At 70.0% G+C, this 15700-nt stretch carries 15 protein-coding genes; 12 read left to right on the top strand and 3 right to left on the bottom strand.

What is annotated here, in order from left to right:
• The first annotated feature begins 94 nt into the window (after positions 1-94).
• Entirely contained in the window at positions 95-1123 is a 1029-nt protein-coding gene (gene aroF, locus ACTMTF_RS01505; RefSeq protein WP_397001072.1) for a 3-deoxy-7-phosphoheptulonate synthase, read from the top strand.
• Between the two features lie 13 nt (positions 1124-1136).
• On the opposite strand, the gene thiI is transcribed toward aroF, so the two are convergent.
• On the bottom strand, positions 1137-2333 hold the full coding sequence (gene thiI, locus ACTMTF_RS01500) for a tRNA uracil 4-sulfurtransferase ThiI (RefSeq protein ID WP_441108866.1): 1197 nt from the start codon (positions 2331-2333) through the stop codon (positions 1137-1139).
• Positions 2334-2547: 214 nt separating this feature from the next.
• Between thiI and ACTMTF_RS01495 the strand changes: the two genes are divergently transcribed.
• Complete coding sequence (locus ACTMTF_RS01495; protein ID WP_441108865.1) at positions 2548-3543, top strand: MHYT domain-containing protein; 996 nt, start codon at positions 2548-2550, stop codon at positions 3541-3543.
• Positions 3544-3603: 60 nt separating this feature from the next.
• Positions 3604-4458: an MHYT domain-containing protein gene (locus ACTMTF_RS01490; RefSeq protein WP_441108864.1), complete on the top strand. Its 855-nt coding sequence runs from the start codon at positions 3604-3606 to the stop codon at positions 4456-4458.
• A 56-nt stretch (positions 4459-4514) separates the two neighbouring features.
• Here ACTMTF_RS01490 and ACTMTF_RS01485 read toward each other — a convergent pair whose 3' ends face one another.
• Positions 4515-5486: an NADPH:quinone reductase gene (locus tag ACTMTF_RS01485; RefSeq protein WP_441108863.1), complete on the bottom strand. Its 972-nt coding sequence runs from the start codon at positions 5484-5486 to the stop codon at positions 4515-4517.
• 233 nt (positions 5487-5719) lie between these two features.
• Here ACTMTF_RS01485 and ACTMTF_RS01480 point away from each other — a divergent pair, with 233 nt between their 5' ends.
• The 4 genes from ACTMTF_RS01480 to ACTMTF_RS01465 are packed head-to-tail and all read left to right on the top strand — an operon-like array spanning position 5720 to position 9069.
• A complete protein-coding gene (locus tag ACTMTF_RS01480) occupies positions 5720-6136 on the top strand; it encodes a YybH family protein (RefSeq protein WP_441108862.1) in 417 nt (138 codons plus the stop codon).
• Positions 6137-6154: 18 nt separating this feature from the next.
• Positions 6155-6709 carry a VOC family protein gene (locus tag ACTMTF_RS01475; protein ID WP_441108861.1) on the top strand — a complete coding sequence of 185 codons (555 nt, stop codon included), beginning with the start codon at positions 6155-6157 and terminating at the stop codon, positions 6707-6709.
• Positions 6706-7686, top strand: coding sequence for a quinone oxidoreductase family protein (locus ACTMTF_RS01470; protein ID WP_441108860.1), 981 nt, complete (start codon positions 6706-6708; stop codon positions 7684-7686). The genes ACTMTF_RS01475 and ACTMTF_RS01470 overlap by 4 nt, the downstream gene beginning before the upstream one ends.
• Positions 7687-7743: 57 nt before the next feature.
• Positions 7744-9069 carry an MFS transporter gene (locus ACTMTF_RS01465; RefSeq protein ID WP_441108859.1) on the top strand — a complete coding sequence of 442 codons (1326 nt, stop codon included), beginning with the start codon at positions 7744-7746 and terminating at the stop codon, positions 9067-9069.
• A gap of 60 nt (positions 9070-9129) precedes the next feature.
• Here ACTMTF_RS01465 and ACTMTF_RS01460 read toward each other — a convergent pair whose 3' ends face one another.
• Positions 9130-10224, bottom strand: coding sequence for a PucR family transcriptional regulator (locus ACTMTF_RS01460; RefSeq protein ID WP_441108858.1), 1095 nt, complete (start codon positions 10222-10224; stop codon positions 9130-9132).
• Between the two features lie 345 nt (positions 10225-10569).
• Here ACTMTF_RS01460 and ACTMTF_RS01455 point away from each other — a divergent pair, with 345 nt between their 5' ends.
• Genes ACTMTF_RS01455 through ACTMTF_RS01435 form a run of 5 tightly spaced genes read left to right on the top strand, consistent with a single transcriptional unit; the run spans position 10570 to position 15697 of the window.
• Entirely contained in the window at positions 10570-12123 is a 1554-nt protein-coding gene (locus ACTMTF_RS01455) for a class I adenylate-forming enzyme family protein (protein ID WP_441108857.1), read from the top strand.
• Between the two features lie 34 nt (positions 12124-12157).
• On the top strand, positions 12158-13417 hold the full coding sequence (locus ACTMTF_RS01450; RefSeq protein ID WP_441108856.1) for an alpha-hydroxy acid oxidase: 1260 nt from the start codon (positions 12158-12160) through the stop codon (positions 13415-13417).
• Between the two features lie 23 nt (positions 13418-13440).
• Positions 13441-14310 (top strand): alpha/beta fold hydrolase, encoded by an 870-nt coding sequence (locus ACTMTF_RS01445; RefSeq protein WP_441108855.1) that lies wholly within the window; start codon positions 13441-13443, stop codon positions 14308-14310.
• Between the two features lie 56 nt (positions 14311-14366).
• Positions 14367-15158: an enoyl-CoA hydratase/isomerase family protein gene (locus ACTMTF_RS01440; protein WP_441108854.1), complete on the top strand. Its 792-nt coding sequence runs from the start codon at positions 14367-14369 to the stop codon at positions 15156-15158.
• A 50-nt stretch (positions 15159-15208) separates the two neighbouring features.
• Positions 15209-15697 carry a 2,4'-dihydroxyacetophenone dioxygenase family protein gene (locus ACTMTF_RS01435; RefSeq protein WP_441108853.1) on the top strand — a complete coding sequence of 163 codons (489 nt, stop codon included), beginning with the start codon at positions 15209-15211 and terminating at the stop codon, positions 15695-15697.
• Positions 15698-15700 lie beyond the last annotated feature (3 nt).

The following is a 15700-nucleotide window of genomic DNA, read 5'->3' as shown; positions in this document are numbered from 1 at the left end:
GAACAGAAGGCCCCGGGTCCGAACGGACCCGGGGCCTTCTGCGTTGTCCAAGGGTTTTTCCAGGTTTTTCCGAGAGCTCTCCAAGGGAGAAGACATGGTCATCGTGATGGGCCCCGAAGCGACCGGCGACGACGTCGTCTCGATCGTCGGCGTCGTGCGGACGGCGGGAGTGGAGGCGTTCGTGAGCAAGGGCGTCAAGCGGACGATCATCGGCCTGGTGGGCGACGTGACGCAGCTCGACCCGGCGAGCCTGCGCGGCATGCCGGGGGTGCGCGACGTGATGCGGGTGTCGACCCCGTACAAGCTGGTCAGCCGGGAGAATCATCCCGAGCGCTCCACCGTGCATGTGGGCGGGGTGCCGATCGGCCCGCAGACGGTGACGCTGATCGCGGGGCCGTGTGCGGTGGAGACGCCCGAGCAGACGCTCCTGGCCGCGCGGATGGCGCAGGCGGCGGGTGCGACGCTGCTGCGCGGCGGCGCCTACAAGCCGCGCACGTCGCCGTACGCGTTCCAGGGGCTGGGCGAGCGCGGGCTGCGGATCCTGGCCGACGTGCGCGAGGAGACGGGCCTGCCGATCGTGACGGAGGTGGTCGACGCCAACGACGTGGAGTTGGTCGCCTCCTACGCCGACATGCTGCAGGTGGGCACCCGCAACGCGCAGAACTTCGCACTGCTGCAGGCCGTCGGGGCGGCGGGCCGGCCGGTCATGCTCAAGCGCGGCATGAACGCCACCATCGAGGAGTGGCTGATGGCGGCCGAGTACATCGCGCAGCGCGGCAACCTCGACGTGGTGCTGTGCGAGCGGGGCATCAGGACGTTCGAGACCGCCACCCGCAACACTCTCGACGTGTCCGCCGTCCCGGTGGCGCAGCGCCTGTCGCACCTGCCGGTGATCGTGGACCCATCACACTCGGGTGGCCGCCGTGACCTGGTGCTGCCGCTGACCCGGGCGGCCATCGCGGTGGGCGCGGACGGCGTCATCATCGACGTGCATCCGCACCCGGAGCAGGCGCTGTGCGACGGCCCGCAGGCCCTGGTGGACACCGACCTGGGCGAGCTGGCGCAGGTCATGCGGGACTTCCCGGCGATGCTCGGCAAGTCGGCCGCGCCGGCCTTCAGCTAGCCGGCGCCCCCGGCTAGAGGGTGTACTCCTGGATCGAGTCGGCGAGCTGGACGGCGAGTTCCTCGGCGTCCAGCCGCTTCTCGATCTGCTTGAGGTCCGCGATCTTGGCCCGGGTCTCGGCGCGCTTGGGGGCGAGCAGGCTGCAGCAGTCCTCGTCGGGCAGCTCCGAGATCGCCAGGGTGTCGATGCGCCGGGCCTCGGCCATGATCTCGGTCTTGTCCCAGCCCACCAGCGGGCGCAGGATCGGCAGCTCGACCGCGTGGTCCTGGGCGGTGATGTTGGTCAGGGTCTGCGAGGAGACCTGGCCGAGCGCGTCGCCGGTGACCAGCGCGGTGGCGCGGATGCGGTGGGCGACCTCCTCGGCCGTCTTGAGCATCAGCCGCCGCTGGGTGATGACCGCCAGCCGGTCCTGGCCGGAGTTGCGGATGGACTGCTGGGCCTTGCCGAACGGCACCACCCACAGGCGTGAGCCGCCCTGGAACCGGTCGAGCTTTCGGACCAGCGCGTAGGCCTTGTAGATGGACTCGGAGGTGCTGAACGGGATGCCGGAGAAGTGCAGGAAGTCGACGTGCAGGCCACGCCGCATCATGCGGTAGGCCGCGACCGGTGAGTCGATGCCGCCGGACATGAGCACCAGCGCCCGGCCGCTGCTGCCGACGGGCAGGCCGCCCTGGCCGGGCAGGCCGCCGGTGAAGATGAACACCTCGTCCCGGTCGACCTCGATGGACAGGGTCAGCGCCGGGTTCTTCAGGTCGACGGGCAGGCCGTACTCGTCGTTGATGGCGCCGCCGACGAGCCGGTCGAGCTCGTTGGAGCGCAGCGGGAAGCGCTTGTCGCGGCGGCGGGAGCGGACCGCGAACGACTGCTTGCGCTTGACCTCCTCGCGCTCGCCCACGAGCTCCAGGCCGGCCTTGAGCACGGCTTCGGGGTCCTTGGCGACCCGCCAGGCGGGGTGGATCCAGACCAGTCCGGGCACGTCGGCGACGCGCTCGGCCACGGTCTGCGCCTGCTCGGCGGTGGCGCCCTCGGGCAGGAAGATCGCGATGACGCCGTGCCGCTTGCGCACGTCGAGCTTGATGCCGAGCTCCCGGAGCGCGTCGCGGATGTTGCTGATGAGGCGGCGTTCGAAGACTTCGCGGTTCTTGCCCTTCAGGACGATCTCGCCCAGCTTGAGCAGAACGCATGGCTCGCCCAGGGCGGACATCGTCATGGTGGAACCTCCGGAAGATGGGGAATGCGCCGCTGGTACCAACGCTTCGGTGCATCGAGTTTAGTCCGGCTCCGGCGTCCGTTCGATGCCCCGTACAGCCATGAGCACTTCTCACATTTCCGACACGCAGATTGACAGATAGTCGAGATATCCATGCGTAAGGGACAGGTCCCCTGGAAGAATCCGGAGACCCCTAATGCAAGGAATCTACTGAATGTCGGCTGTTGACCATTTCACCCACGGTCTGCTCACCCCGGTCCTCGCCTACGTGATGTCCTGCGTGGGCTCGATGCTCGGGCTGCGGCTCACCGCGCAGGCCCATGCCTCACGAGGCGGCGCGCGGATCCGCTGGCTGCTCGGGGCGGCGGTCTCCATCGGTGGCACCGGCATCTGGGTCATGCACTTCATCGCCATGATGGGCTTCGAGGTCGAGGGCACCCAGATCAAGTACGACGTCCCGCTGACCGTCGCCTCGGTGATCGTCGCCATCGTGGTCGTCGGCACCGGCCTGTTCCTCGTCTCCTACGGCCAGGGCCGGCTGCTCCCGCTGCTCGGCGGCGGCGTGCTGACCGGGCTCGGCGTGGCCAGCATGCACTACCTCGGCATGTACGCCATGAACATGTCCGCGCACATCTCCTACGACCGCACCCTGGTGATCGCGTCCGTGGTCATCGCGGTGGTCGCCGCGACCGCCGCCCTGTGGTTCACCCTCCGGGTCAAGAGCCCTGTCTGGATCACCGCGGCGGCCATGGTCATGGGCCTGGCCGTGGCCGGCATGCACTACACCGGCATGTTCGCGCTGATCGTCACGCCGACGGCGCAGCCGGGGGACGTGGGCGGCGCCGACGCGCTCGACTTCCTGGTGCCGCTGATGACGGTGATCAGCCTCATCACGCTCACCATGCTGCTCATGGTCATCCTGTCGCCGTCCGAGCGGGAGCTGAGCGAGGACGCCGAGCTGGTCGCCCGCCTGGAGCGGCGTCGGCGGGCCACCCAGGAGCAGCAGTTCGCCTACCCCGCTCCGCCCTCGCGACCCGCTCCGCCCTCGCGACCCGCTCCGGCCCCGCGCCCGGGGCCGGTCATGCCCGCTCCCACGCCCTACGAGCCGCCCCACCAGCCGCCTCACGGTCCGCCCCCCGCGTACGGGCGTCAGCCCGGCTATCCCGCGCCCTCTGACCAGCAGGTTCCGACGCGTGGTCGTCGCCCATAGTTGGTTGCGTTCTCTACCACCTGCCCCGCATACTCCGATCATCGAGATCGAGGGGGAGGCATGTCCGCTATTGATCACTACGCTTACGGGTTGCTCACACCCGTCGTCGCGTACGTCATCTCCAGCGTGGGCTCCATGCTCGGCCTGCTTCTCACGTCACGCGCGCGCCTGGTCAGCGTCAAGGAGAGCCGCTACTGGCTGACGGGGGCCGCCGTCGCGATCGGCGGCACCGGCATCTGGACGATGCACTTCACCGCCATGATGGGATTCGCGGTGCACGGCACGGCGATCCGCTACGACGTGCCCCTCACCGTCGGCTCGGCGATCATCGCCATCGTGGTCGTCGCCGCCGGCCTGTTCCTCGTCCGGCTGGGCGGCGAGCGGCCGGGGTTCCTGTTCGGCGGTGGCGCGCTGACCGGGCTCGGCGTGGCCGGCATGCACTACCTCGGCATGGCCGCGATGAACATGTCCGCGCACGTCTCCTACGACCCGCTGCTCGTGGCCGCGTCGGTGCTCATCGCCGTGGCGGCGGCGACCACGGCGCTCTGGTTCACCTTGCGGGTCCACGGCGCGCTGCGGATCGGCGGCGCGGCGCTGGTCATGGGCGTCGCGGTGACCGGGATGCACTTCACCGGCATGCACGCGATGGCGGTGGAGGTCCACCAGGACCCGGTGCCGATCACCGGGGCCAGGCCGATCGACTTCATGCTGCCGGTGATCGTCGGGATCAGCATGATCACCATGGGGCTGCTGCTGGCCCTCGTGCTCTCCCCGTCGGAGCGGGAGCTCCGCAGGGAGCGGGAGTTCCTCGACCGCCTCCAGAGGCACCGGGACGGCTCCGTGGCCCCGGCGACCGGCGAGGGCGCACCGGAAGTGGATCTCTTCGGCACGCCCCGCGGTCCAGCTGTCTCGTGAGCGGCGGTCTGCTCACTTCCGCGGCGAGGAGGACGGATCCGCGCCGGGCCCGGCGCTCAAGGGCGGACGAGCACCTTTCCGACCGCGCCCTTCTCCACGGCCGACTGCGCGGCGGCTATGTCGCTGAGGTCGTAGTCGGAGACCGGCAGCGCGGACAGTGCGCCCGCCTCGATGGCGGCGTTCGTCCATGACGTCAACCGCTTGAACTCCGCTGCGGAGACGGTGTACATCAGCGCGAACTGAATCGACGCGTTCGCGCTGGCCAAGGGCAGGATCGGGATGCTGGGCCGTTCGGCCTCCCCGGCGTAGACGGCGATCACGGCATTGGGTCCGATGACGGCGGCGTCGGTGTCGATGTTCGCCCCCAGCGCGACCTCGACGATGCGATCGACCTGCCCGGCGGACGCCAGGATCCTTTCCGCGACGTTCTCCTCGCGATAGTTCAGCACGAGGTCGGCGCCCGCGGCACGCGCCAGCTCGCCCTTCTCCTCGGAGCTGACCGTGGTGATCACGTGGGCCCCCGCATGCTTCGCCAACTCGATCGCGAAGTGCCCGACGGCTCCCGCGCCGCCCGCGACGAGGACCGTCCGCCCTCGCACCGCGCTGGGATCACCACCGAGGCAGTACGCCGCCGTCAGCGCGGGAACACCGAGGCAGGCACCGAGCTCGTCCGACGCGTTGTCGGGGAGCGGGACCACTTTGTCCGCCGGTACCACCGCGAACTCGGCGGCCGTGCCGTACCGGTTCCCGGCCGCGGCCAGATAGAGCCACACGCGTTGGCCGACGGCGAACCCGGTCACCCCCGGGCCGACGGCGTCCACCCGGCCGGCGCCGTCGTGATGGGGCACCTGGAAACCGTCGGGATCGCGGCCGGTGAGTCCGGCGCGGGCCTTCCAGTCCGTGGGATTCACGCCGGAAGCCGAGATCGCGACGCGTACCTCTCCCGCCTTGGGGTCGGGCACATCCAACTCGACAAGCTCTAGAACGTCCGGTGCGTGCCCGGTTGCCCGATAAATTGCTGCTCTCATGTACTCCATGGTGCCCAGGCCTGGTTGGAGCGCGCCACAACCTCGTCGCGGCAGAGTTGGTCGCACCGCTATATCAAGACATGCCCCAGTGGCGAAGAGTGAGCGGCGTCACACCCGCACAGGCCCCGAGTGGGAGAAGTGCGCATCTACGGCATCTGGTGCGGCCGGTCTGACCGAGTCACCGCGCCGGATGGGCAGAGCCGCTCAGCCCACGAGGTCCACAGGAGCCACCTATGAGCACGACACAAGACCCGGTAGTCACCGGCCCCCTGACCGAGCGCGAGATCCTCGCCATCCAGCACCTCATCGCCGAGATCGCGTTCGCCTTCGACAGCGGCGGCGACTACACCGTACGGCTGGGCGAGCTGCTGGCCGACGACGTCCAGTACGAGAACCCCGGGAAGACGCACCTTCACAGCCTGGCCGAGCTCGTCGAAACGCTCGAGAACTCGGCCGACCCCGCGTTGAGCCACCACCTGTCCACCATGACCGTCCAGCCGGCGGGACCGGGCACGGCGACCTGCCGGTCCAAGGTGCTGACCTTCCGCTCGGGTGGACGGCTGAGCGTCGGCGAGTTCACCGACACGGTGCGCCGCCGGCCGGACGGCCGCTGGCAGCTCACCCACCGACTCGTACGCCCGATCATCTGACCCACTCGGAGGAGACCCATGACCATGCCCTTCGGGCCGATTCGGCAACTCGGCTACATCGTCACGGACATCCACGCGGCCATGCGCCAGTGGATCGAAGGCCCGGGCGTCGGGCCGTTCTACTACCTGGAGAACGACGGCGCCCTGGCGCAATCCGGTGGCGTGCAGATCGAGCTGATCCAGCTGCGCGACGACTCGCCGTCGTTCTTCCACACGTTCGTCGGCAAGTTCGGCGAGGGCCTGCACCATGTCGCCTTCTGGACCGAGCACTTCGACGCCTGCGTGGCGGCCGCGCTGGCCCGCGGGTACGTCGAGATCCACCACGGCAGATCAGGACGCGGCAGGCCCGACGACCGGTTCGCCTACTTCGACGGCGGGGCCGCCGACGGCACCGCCATCGAGATCTCCGAGCGAGGGGTCGACAAGCGCGCGCTGTTCGACGCGATCGCCCAGGCCGCCGAGGGCTGGGACGGCACCAGGCCCGTCCGCGACATGGCGGCCCTGCTGTCCGAGATCACCGGGACAGGGAACGGGACGGGAAACGGGACGGGAAACGAGACAGGGCCGCGATGAAAGCAGTGCTGATCCAGCGGCACGCCGGCGGCGCGACGCTCGCCCTCGGCGACGTCCCGGAGCCGAAACTCGGCCACGGCCAGGTCCGGATCTCCGTCCGCGCCGTCTCGGTCAACTACGTCGACCGGTTCGTGCCTCAGGGCGGGTACGGCAAGCCCCCGGCGGACGGCGTTCCGTGGGTGGCGGGCCTGGACGCTGCCGGGGAGGTCACCGAGGTCGGCGACGGCGTCACGGGCGTGCGGGTCGGCGACCGGGTGATGGCCATGGTGCCCAGCAGCCTGGCGGAGCAGGTGGTCGCCGACGCGCGGTTCACCGTCCCGATCCCGCCGGAATGGTCCGACGAGGAGGGCGCGGCCGCGATCGTCGCCCTGCTGACCGAATGCAGCGCGCTGACCGCCGCCGACGGCCTGCGGGCCGGCGAGAGCGTCGTCATCACCGGCGCCACCTCGGGCATGGGCCTGCAGGGAGTGCAGCTCGCACGGCATCTCGGGGCCGGCCGGATCATCGCCGTGGCGCGATCGGACCGCGCGGACGACGTCCTCCACCGCCTCGGCGCCGACCTCGTCCTGCACAGCACGGGGCGCGGCTTCGCGGACCACGTGCTCGACGCGACCGGCGGGGCAGGCGCCGACGTGGCCGTGGACCACGTCGGCGGGAGCTACTTCCCCGACCTCGTCGCCGCGGCGGCGATCAACGGGCGGATCGTCAACGTCGGGCGTGCCGCGGGCGCGGAGGCGACGGCGGATCTGGAGGCGTTCTCGCTGAAGCAACTCACTTTTCGCGGGGTCACGTTCCGCACCCGCACCCCGGCCGAGCTGGCCGATCTCTACCAGCAGGTCCGGAATCTGGACCTCACGAAGCTTCGCCCGGTCATCGAGCGGGTCGTCCCCTGGCAACAGACCGAGGAGGCACAAGGACTCCTGTCCACCGGTGCCGTCGTCGGGAAGGTCGTCATCCGGGTCGCCGTCGAGGACTAGCACTTCCGTGGCCGTCCCTCGCGACTTCCACCCCCTTTGCACCAAGGAGTTACGGTCATGACAACAGATCAGCTGGGGACGTCCCCCTCCCACTCTCTGAAGCACACGCGGCGTGCGGCCGCCGCGAGCTTGGGGGGGACGATACTCGAGTACTACGACTTCGCCATCTACGGGCTGGCCTCGGCCCTGGTCTTCGGACCGCTCTTCTTCCCCTCCGCCGATCCGACGCTGGGTGTGCTGGCGTCCTTCGTCACCTTCGGCGTCGGCTTCCTCGCCCGCCCGCTCGGCGGCATCGTCTTCGGCCACTTCGGTGACCGGCTGGGGCGAAAGAACGTCCTCGTCACGACGATGCTCATCATGGGCGTGTCCACGGTGCTGATCGGCTGCCTGCCCGGATACGACTCGATCGGTTACTGGGGAGCGGTGCTGCTCGTCCTGCTCCGGCTCGCGCAGGGGTTCGCCTTCGGCGGCGAACAACCCGGGGCGGTCCTCCTCGTCGCCGAGCACGCCGCCGAGGGGCGCCGTGGGCTGTTCGCGTCGCTGCCCGGCGCGGGCGTGTCCTTCGGCCTGGTCCTCGGCAATCTCGCGTTCCTCGCCGTCACCAACACCATGGACCCCGCAGCGGTGCTGGCGTGGGGCTGGCGCATCCCGTTCTGGGCGGGCGGTCTCCTGGTCCTCATCGGACTCCTGATCAGGTTCGGGCTGGCCGAGACCCCGGACTTCGAGCGGAACAAGGCGAACGATCAGGTGTCGGCCTCCCCGATCCGCGACGTCATCCGCACCCACCCGGCCCAGATCCTGCTCGCCGGCGGCGTACAGGCAGGCCAGGCGGTGGCGTCGTACATCACCGTCATCTACAGCCTGGCGTACGCACGCGAGCACGATGTGCCCGCCTCACTGCCGCTGCTCGGGATCATTCTCAGCGGCGCGCTGCACCTCGCCCTCGTCCCCGCCGCGGGCGCCCTGTCCGACCGTTTCGGCAGGCTGCCCACGTATCTCGCGGGCGCGGTGTTCATCGCGATCACCGCGTTGTTCTTCTTCCCCATGATCGGGAGCGGTTCCGCGGTGCTCGTGATCTCCGCCTACCTGCTGCTCTTCGGCATCGGCTGGGCCGTCATCACGGGCGTCTACCCCGTGATGATCGCCGAGGCCTTCGCCACGAAGGTCAGCTATTCGGGCCTGTCCCTGAGCATGCAGCTCGGGGTCGTCATCGGCGGTCTGACACCTTTCGTCGCCACACTGGTCGCGACGTTGCCGAACGGCTCGACCCTGCTCGGCATCGGCCTCTCGGTGGTCGTCCTGCTGTCCTGCTGGTGTGCCGCGGCGATCGTCCGGCGCACGACCCGGGCGGGCGTGGCCGCCGCCATCGATCAGCCCGCCTGATTGGAGGCTGCTACAACGGGCGTGCGGCTGGGCCGGGGGCTCTCTCCGCGACCGGGCGATTCATGTCGTCTCGTCCGGGTCCGCGGCGAGGGCCCAGGCCACTTCGAGCAACGTATCCGTGGAATCCAGATTGGCCCCCGTGATCTCCGTGAAGCGCGCGAGCCGGTAGCGAAGGGTGTTCTGGTGGACGACCAGTGCCTCGGCCGCGCGGGCCACGTTCTTGTCCGCGCTCACGTAGGCGCGGACGCTGCGCCAGATGAGCGCGCCGAACTCGCCCATCGGGTCGAGCGGCGCCCGGTAGCGGCGTAGCAGGAGCGAGGTGACGGCGTCGTCCCGGTCCACCGCGAGCCGCCAGCCGATGTCCTCGATCCTGCGCCGGCCGCGAACGCCATGCTGCCGCATCCAGTCGTAAATGCGGGTCGCGAGCTCGAACGAGCCCGCGACCTCGGGCAGCGGCGCCGCAGGGCCGAGCGCGACGACGTCCTCGCTTGCCAGGACGCCGATGGGACCGGACAGCAGCCCGAAGCAATAGCCGTCGGCGACCACGACCAGGTCGGTCGCCCGCGTTTCCAGGCGACGTCGCAGGGCCTCCACCGACGCGCCCTGCGCGGTGCCCGCCTTCACCGTCAAGTAGTCGATGCCGGTGTCCAGGCCGAGCTCCTCCCCCCGCGCGTGCACCTCGGGAACCGGGAGCCCTCCGGCGAGAACCTTCTCCAGGAACTCCGCGCGCAGCTGGGAGTGCCGCAGCGCGCCGGTGAGCTGCCGGCTCCGAAAGAGCGCGGTCATCTGATTGGTCATCAGGTCGCTCAGTTGCCAGAGCACGCGGACGGCATTGAGCACCTCGGCCACGTCGACGTCGTGTTCGGCCGCGATCTCGATGAATCGTTCCTGGATGACGCCGATGGACTTACGCCAGCCCTGGATCCCGTCCTCGACCCGGAGACCCTGCCCGAGGCGCTCGTCGACCCGGATGGTCAGGGCCTCGACATCGCGGTCGTCGATGACGGGCGCCCCGGCGAGAAGCGAGTCGCGGACGGTCTCCAGGTTCATCCGGACCGACGCCTCGATGGCGCTGCGCGGCACCACCGCGTACGGCGGCCGTTGCTCGTCGCCGAACGCGACGGTTCGTGCGACGAGTTCGTCGACGTCGTCCATCAGCCTCGCCACGCTGTCGCGAAACGATCGCCCGGCGACATCGGCGGGCAGTGCCGATGGTTCCAATTCCTGCCTCCTGTCACCGCATTCTGCCAGACGTTGTAGCGGCATCCAATCGCGGTCGCCGACGGTTGGGGCGCTCACCGTAGAAGCGGGGGCGGCCGCACTGGACCATCGAGTCGTTGAAGCACTGCGCAGGCGGCGACACGCCGGCCGGTCAGCAGTGCCACAGGTCGATGAGAGGAGCCGGCTGATGAACAGCACTGCCGACATCGCGACAAACCTCATATCGCCGTCCAAGCCGCCCCGCGTCGGCGCCGGCGGCACGTCAAAGGGACGTGGGGCGTGAGGATCACCGAATTCTTCGATCGCGGGCTCCGTCAGAACCCGGACGGTCCCGCGTACATCATGGACGGCCGCCAGTGGACCTACCGCGAGGCGTACGCCTTGTCCTGCCGGGTGGCGCAGGGGTTGAGCGCCGCCCTGGAGCCGGGCACGAAGGTCGCCGTCCTGTCGCCGAACCACCCGGAGGCCTGGATCTGCGTGATCGGCAGCTGGCGGGCCGGAATGCTCTGGGTGCCGCTGAACCCCGCCATGCCGCAGGAGGAGACGGCCGAGCTCGCCGCGTCCTTCGACTGCGAAGCGATCTTCTACCACTCGTCGATGGCAGGCGTGGTGGAGTCGCTCCGGGGCAGGTCGCCTGGTCTCCGCCTGGCCGTGTGCCTCGACCGGGAGATGGCGGACGCCCCCGAACTGCACCGCTGGTGCGCCGCCTACCCCGCCGAACCCCCGCACGTCCGGACCGCGATCGACGACATCGTCGCGATTCCGCCGACCGGTGGGACCACGGACCGGCCCAAGGGCGTGATGAGCAGCCATCGCAACTTCCACACGTCCACCGCTCACCTGCTGATGCTGCTGGGCTATGAGGCCCACCAGCCGATCGTCAACCTCGCCGCGGCGCCGATGACGCACACCAGCGGGTTCCTCAGCCTGCCGGCGACGGCGCGGGGCGGCACGGTCGTGGTCCTGGAGAAGGCCGACCACACGGTGCTCGCCGACGTGGTCGAACAGTACGGCGTCACCGAGATGTTCCTGCCCCCGACGGTGATCTACCGCTGGCTCGACCATCTGGAAAGCCAGAAACGCGACTTCTCATCGCTGCGCTACCTGATCTATGCCTCCGCGCCGATGTCGGTCGAGCGGCTCAGACAGGCCATCGACGTCTTCGGGCCCGTGATGACGGCCGCGTACGGTCAGACGGAGTCGCCGGGAACCATCGCGCTGATGCGATGCGCGGAACTCTTCGATCCGGACGGCAGCCTCAACGAGACGCGGCTCGCCTCCTGCGGCCGGCCGACCCCGCTCATCTCCTTCGAGATCCGCGACGACGAGGGCAACGCCGTGCCCCGGGGGACGGCGGGCGAGATCTGCGTGCGCGGGGACACGGTCATGGCGGGCTACTACGCCCAGCCCGAGCAGACGGCGGCGACGGTGGTCGACGGCTGGCTGCACACCGGCGACATCGGCCACCTCGACGACGACGGCTACCTCTACATCACCGACCGGAAGAAAGACCTGATCATCTCGGGTGGTTTCAACGTGTACCCGAGCGAGGTGGAACAGGTCCTGTGGAGCCATCCCGCGGTGGGTGACTGCGCCGTCGTCGGCATTCCGCATCCGGACTGGGGTGAAGCGGTGACCGGCGTGGTCGAGCTGCGTCCAGGGGCCGACGCCACCCCCGGGGAGCTCGTCGCCTGGTGTCGCGAGCGGCTGGGTGGCATCCGGGCTCCGAAGCGCATCGACATCGTCCGGGAGCTCCCGCGCAGCCCCAACGGGAAGGTTCTCAAGAATCGTGTGCGCGAGCCGTACTGGCGTGGCGTCGACCGGCAGATCTGACGCCCGCAGCAGAAGACCGAAGGAGAACCCCCCCATGGCATCCGACGAGCCGATCCGACGGCGACGCCGTCTTCCGCGATGGTCAGACCTCACCGACGTGATCGACCTGCGCGCCTTCGCCCCGCCGACGACGGAGCACCGCCTCGCCCGCGCCCGCAGCCTCGGGGATCTGCGTGCGATCGCCCGGCGGCGCGTTCCCCGCGCCGTGTTCGACTATGTCGACGGCGGCGCGGAGTCTGAGATCAGCCTGGCCCGTGCCCGTGCGGCCTACCGGGATGTCCACTTCCACCCGGCGGTACTGCGCGACGTCGCCCAGGTCGAGCTCGGCCGCGTGCTGCTCGGCAAGAAGTCGGAGCTCCCCGTCGTGCTCGCGCCGACCGGCTACACCCGGATGATGCACCACGACGGGGAGGTGGCCGTGGCGCGCGCCGCCGCGCGGGCGGGCATCCCGTACACCCTGTCGACGATGGGGACCACGTCCGTCGAGGACCTCGTCGCCGCCGAGCCCACCGGCCGGAAATGGTTCCAGCTGTACCTCTGGCGCGATCGGGCGGCGGGAGAGGACCTCGTCAAGCGGGCCCTGGCGGCCGGCTACGACACCCTGATGCTGACCGTCGACACACCGGTCTCCGGCGCTCGGCTCCGGGACCTGCGCAACGGCCTGACCATCCCACCGATGATCGGCCCCCGGACGCTCGCCGACATGGCTGTCCATCCGCGCTGGTGGGCGAACCTGCTGACCACCGATCCGCTGAGGTTCGCGTCGTTCGGCTCCTGGAAGGGCACGGCCGCCGAGCTCGCCGACAGCCTGTTCGACCCCAGCGCGGGCATCGACGACCTCCGCTGGCTCCGCGGCGCATGGCCCCACTCGCTGGTGGTGAAAGGGATCCAGACCGTCGAGGACGCCCGCATGGTGGTCGACGCCGGAGCCGACGGCGTGGTCGTCTCCAACCACGGCGGGCGGCAACTGGACCGGGCGGCGACGCCGTTGCGGGTGCTGCCGCACGTCCGCGCGGCCGTCGGCGACCGTGCCGAGGTCTTCGTCGACGGCGGTGTCAGGTCCGGAGCGGACGTCGCCGCGGCGATCGCCCTCGGGGCGACCGGCGTCCTGGTGGGCCGGGCCTACCTCTACGGCCTGATGGCCGGCGGGGAGCGAGGCGTGGACCGGGCGCTGGACATCCTGCGCACTGAGCTGACCCGCACCCTCCGCCTGCTCGGGGTCGCGGAGATCGACGCGCTCCCGAACGGCCATGTCTCGCTGGGCGACCCCGCAGCAGGAGAAGCACAGAGTTGACGACACCCGCGCAAGGAGCACCGATGTTGTTGTCCCAGCCCATCGACGACTTCCGCCTCGCCTACGACCGGCATGGCGACCCTGCCGGGTCCCCCGTCCTGCTGCTGCACGGCTGGCCGGGTGACCGGACCGACCATGCGGCCGTGGCCGGACGGCTCGCCGGCACCGGATTCGACGTCGTCGTACCGGACCTGCGCGGGTTCGGGCAGTCCGACAAGCACGACCGGGATCCCGCCGAGTGCTACGGCGCCCCGGCCCAGGCGCGCAGCGTGGCCGGGCTGCTCGACGAGCTGGGAGTCTCGGCGGCCGTGGTCGGCGGTTACGACATCGGCGGCCGCGTCGGCCTGCAGCTCGCCGTCGACCGGCCGGACCTGGTGCGCGCCCTGGTGGTCACCCCGCCGGCTCCGGGCGTCGGGCGGCGGGTCCTCGACGAGCATCCGATACGCGAGTTCTGGTACCAGCCGTTCCACCAGCTCGACCTCGCCCGCGAGCTGATCGACGGCGACGTGAGCCGCGCCCGCGCCTACCTGAAGCACTTCTGGTCACGCTGGTCCGGCCCGGACCACACCGTCGACGACGAGCGGCTCGACCACCTCGCCGCCGCCTACGGCGCTCCTGGGGCGTTCGTCGCGTCGATCGGCTGGTACCGCGCGGGGAGCGGAATGGTCGCCCGCGCGCTCGCCGAGACCGAGCCGGACCCCGCCGACCGGATCTCCGTCCCGACGACGTTCCTGTGGCCCGACCACGACCCGCTCTTCCCCCGCGCGTGGTCCGACCGGCTCGACGCGTTCTTCGCGGACGTGACGGTGGTGCCCGTGGACGGGGTCGGGCACTTCGTGCCCGTGGAGGCACCCGGCGTGTTCGCCGACACGATCGCCGCGGTCGCGGCGTAACCCCGGCGGACGGCCACCTAGGACTCCCTCAACACCGACGATGACAGGAGCAGCAGATGTACGGCGACTACGAATTCCTCAAGGTGGAGCCGGGGGCGGATCGAGTCCTCCGCATCACCATGAACCGCCCCGAGAAGCTGAACGCGTCCGGCGAGATCGGGCACGCCGAACAGGGTCGCATCTGGCGTGAGTTCGACGCCGACCCGGAGATGAACGTCGCCCTGATCACCGGCGCAGGACGTGCCTTCTGCGCGGGCGGTGACATCAAGGAGGGCAACGGGCCCCTCCCCGTCGACACGCGCGACGGCCGCGCCCTGGTGCGCAACATGATCGCATGCCGCAAGCCGATCGTCTCCGCCATCAACGGGGTCGCGGTCGGCGGAGGCCTGGCGATCGCCCTGCTCGCGGACATCTCGATCGCCAGCGAGCGAGCGGTGCTCATCGACGGCCACGTCCGACTCGGTCTCGCGGCGGGCGATCACGCCGCCCTCGTGTGGCCCCTCGCGATCGGCATGGCCCGCTCGAAGTACCACCTCCTGCTCGGCAACCGGATCACCGGCCGGGAAGCCGCCGAGATCGGGCTGGTCGGCACGTGCGTCCCCCACGAGGACCTCATGCCGACCGCGAACGAGATCGCGACGCGGCTCGCCGAGGGGCCGCAGTTCGCCATCCAGGGCACCAAGGCGGCGTTGAACGACTGGTACCTGCACAACATGGGCATCTTCGAGCACTCGCTCTACGTCGAGGCCCTCAGCGCGACGCTGCCGGACGCCGAGGCCGGCATCCGCGCCGTGCGCGAGGGCACCGAACCCGAGTTCCCCGGGGCCGTCAACTCCGACAGGTACTAGCCCACGCCCCTTCCCGACCCCCAGCCAGACAAGAGAAGAGGAACTCGCACATGCAGCAGATCGCCGTCTCGTCCGACATCCCGCTGGAGATCGCCGTCGACGCGATCCCGGACGATGACCGGGTGTGGGTCCCGCAGGCCCCTGGCGTCTTCTTCCGCCCGCTGTTCATCAACACCGTGACCGGCCAGTGGTGCAACCTTCTCAAGGTGACCAAGTCAGGCATCGTCTCCCGTCATCGGCATCCCGGCATCGTCGTGGGATACGTCATCGCGGGCGAGTGGAAGTACGACGAGCACGACTGGACGGCTCGCACCGGAGGATTCGTCTACGAGCCGCCCGGCGAGATCCACACCCTGCGGGTTCCCGACCACTGCCAAGAGATGATCACCTTCTTCAACATCAGCGGCGCGATGATCTACCTCGACGAGGACGGCCGCCAGATCGGCTACGAGGACGCCTTCACCAAGTTGGACATGTGCCGCGCCCACTACGCGGCGAACGGCCTGGGAGCCGACTATGCCGACCAGTTCCGGCGCTGACCC

Origin of the sequence: Nonomuraea sp. ZG12 (genome assembly GCF_052068115.1) — a bacterium.
GTDB lineage: Bacteria > Actinomycetota > Actinomycetes > Streptosporangiales > Streptosporangiaceae > Nonomuraea.
Note: the sequence above shows the minus strand (reverse complement) of the source record. Positions and strands in the feature narration are given on the sequence as shown.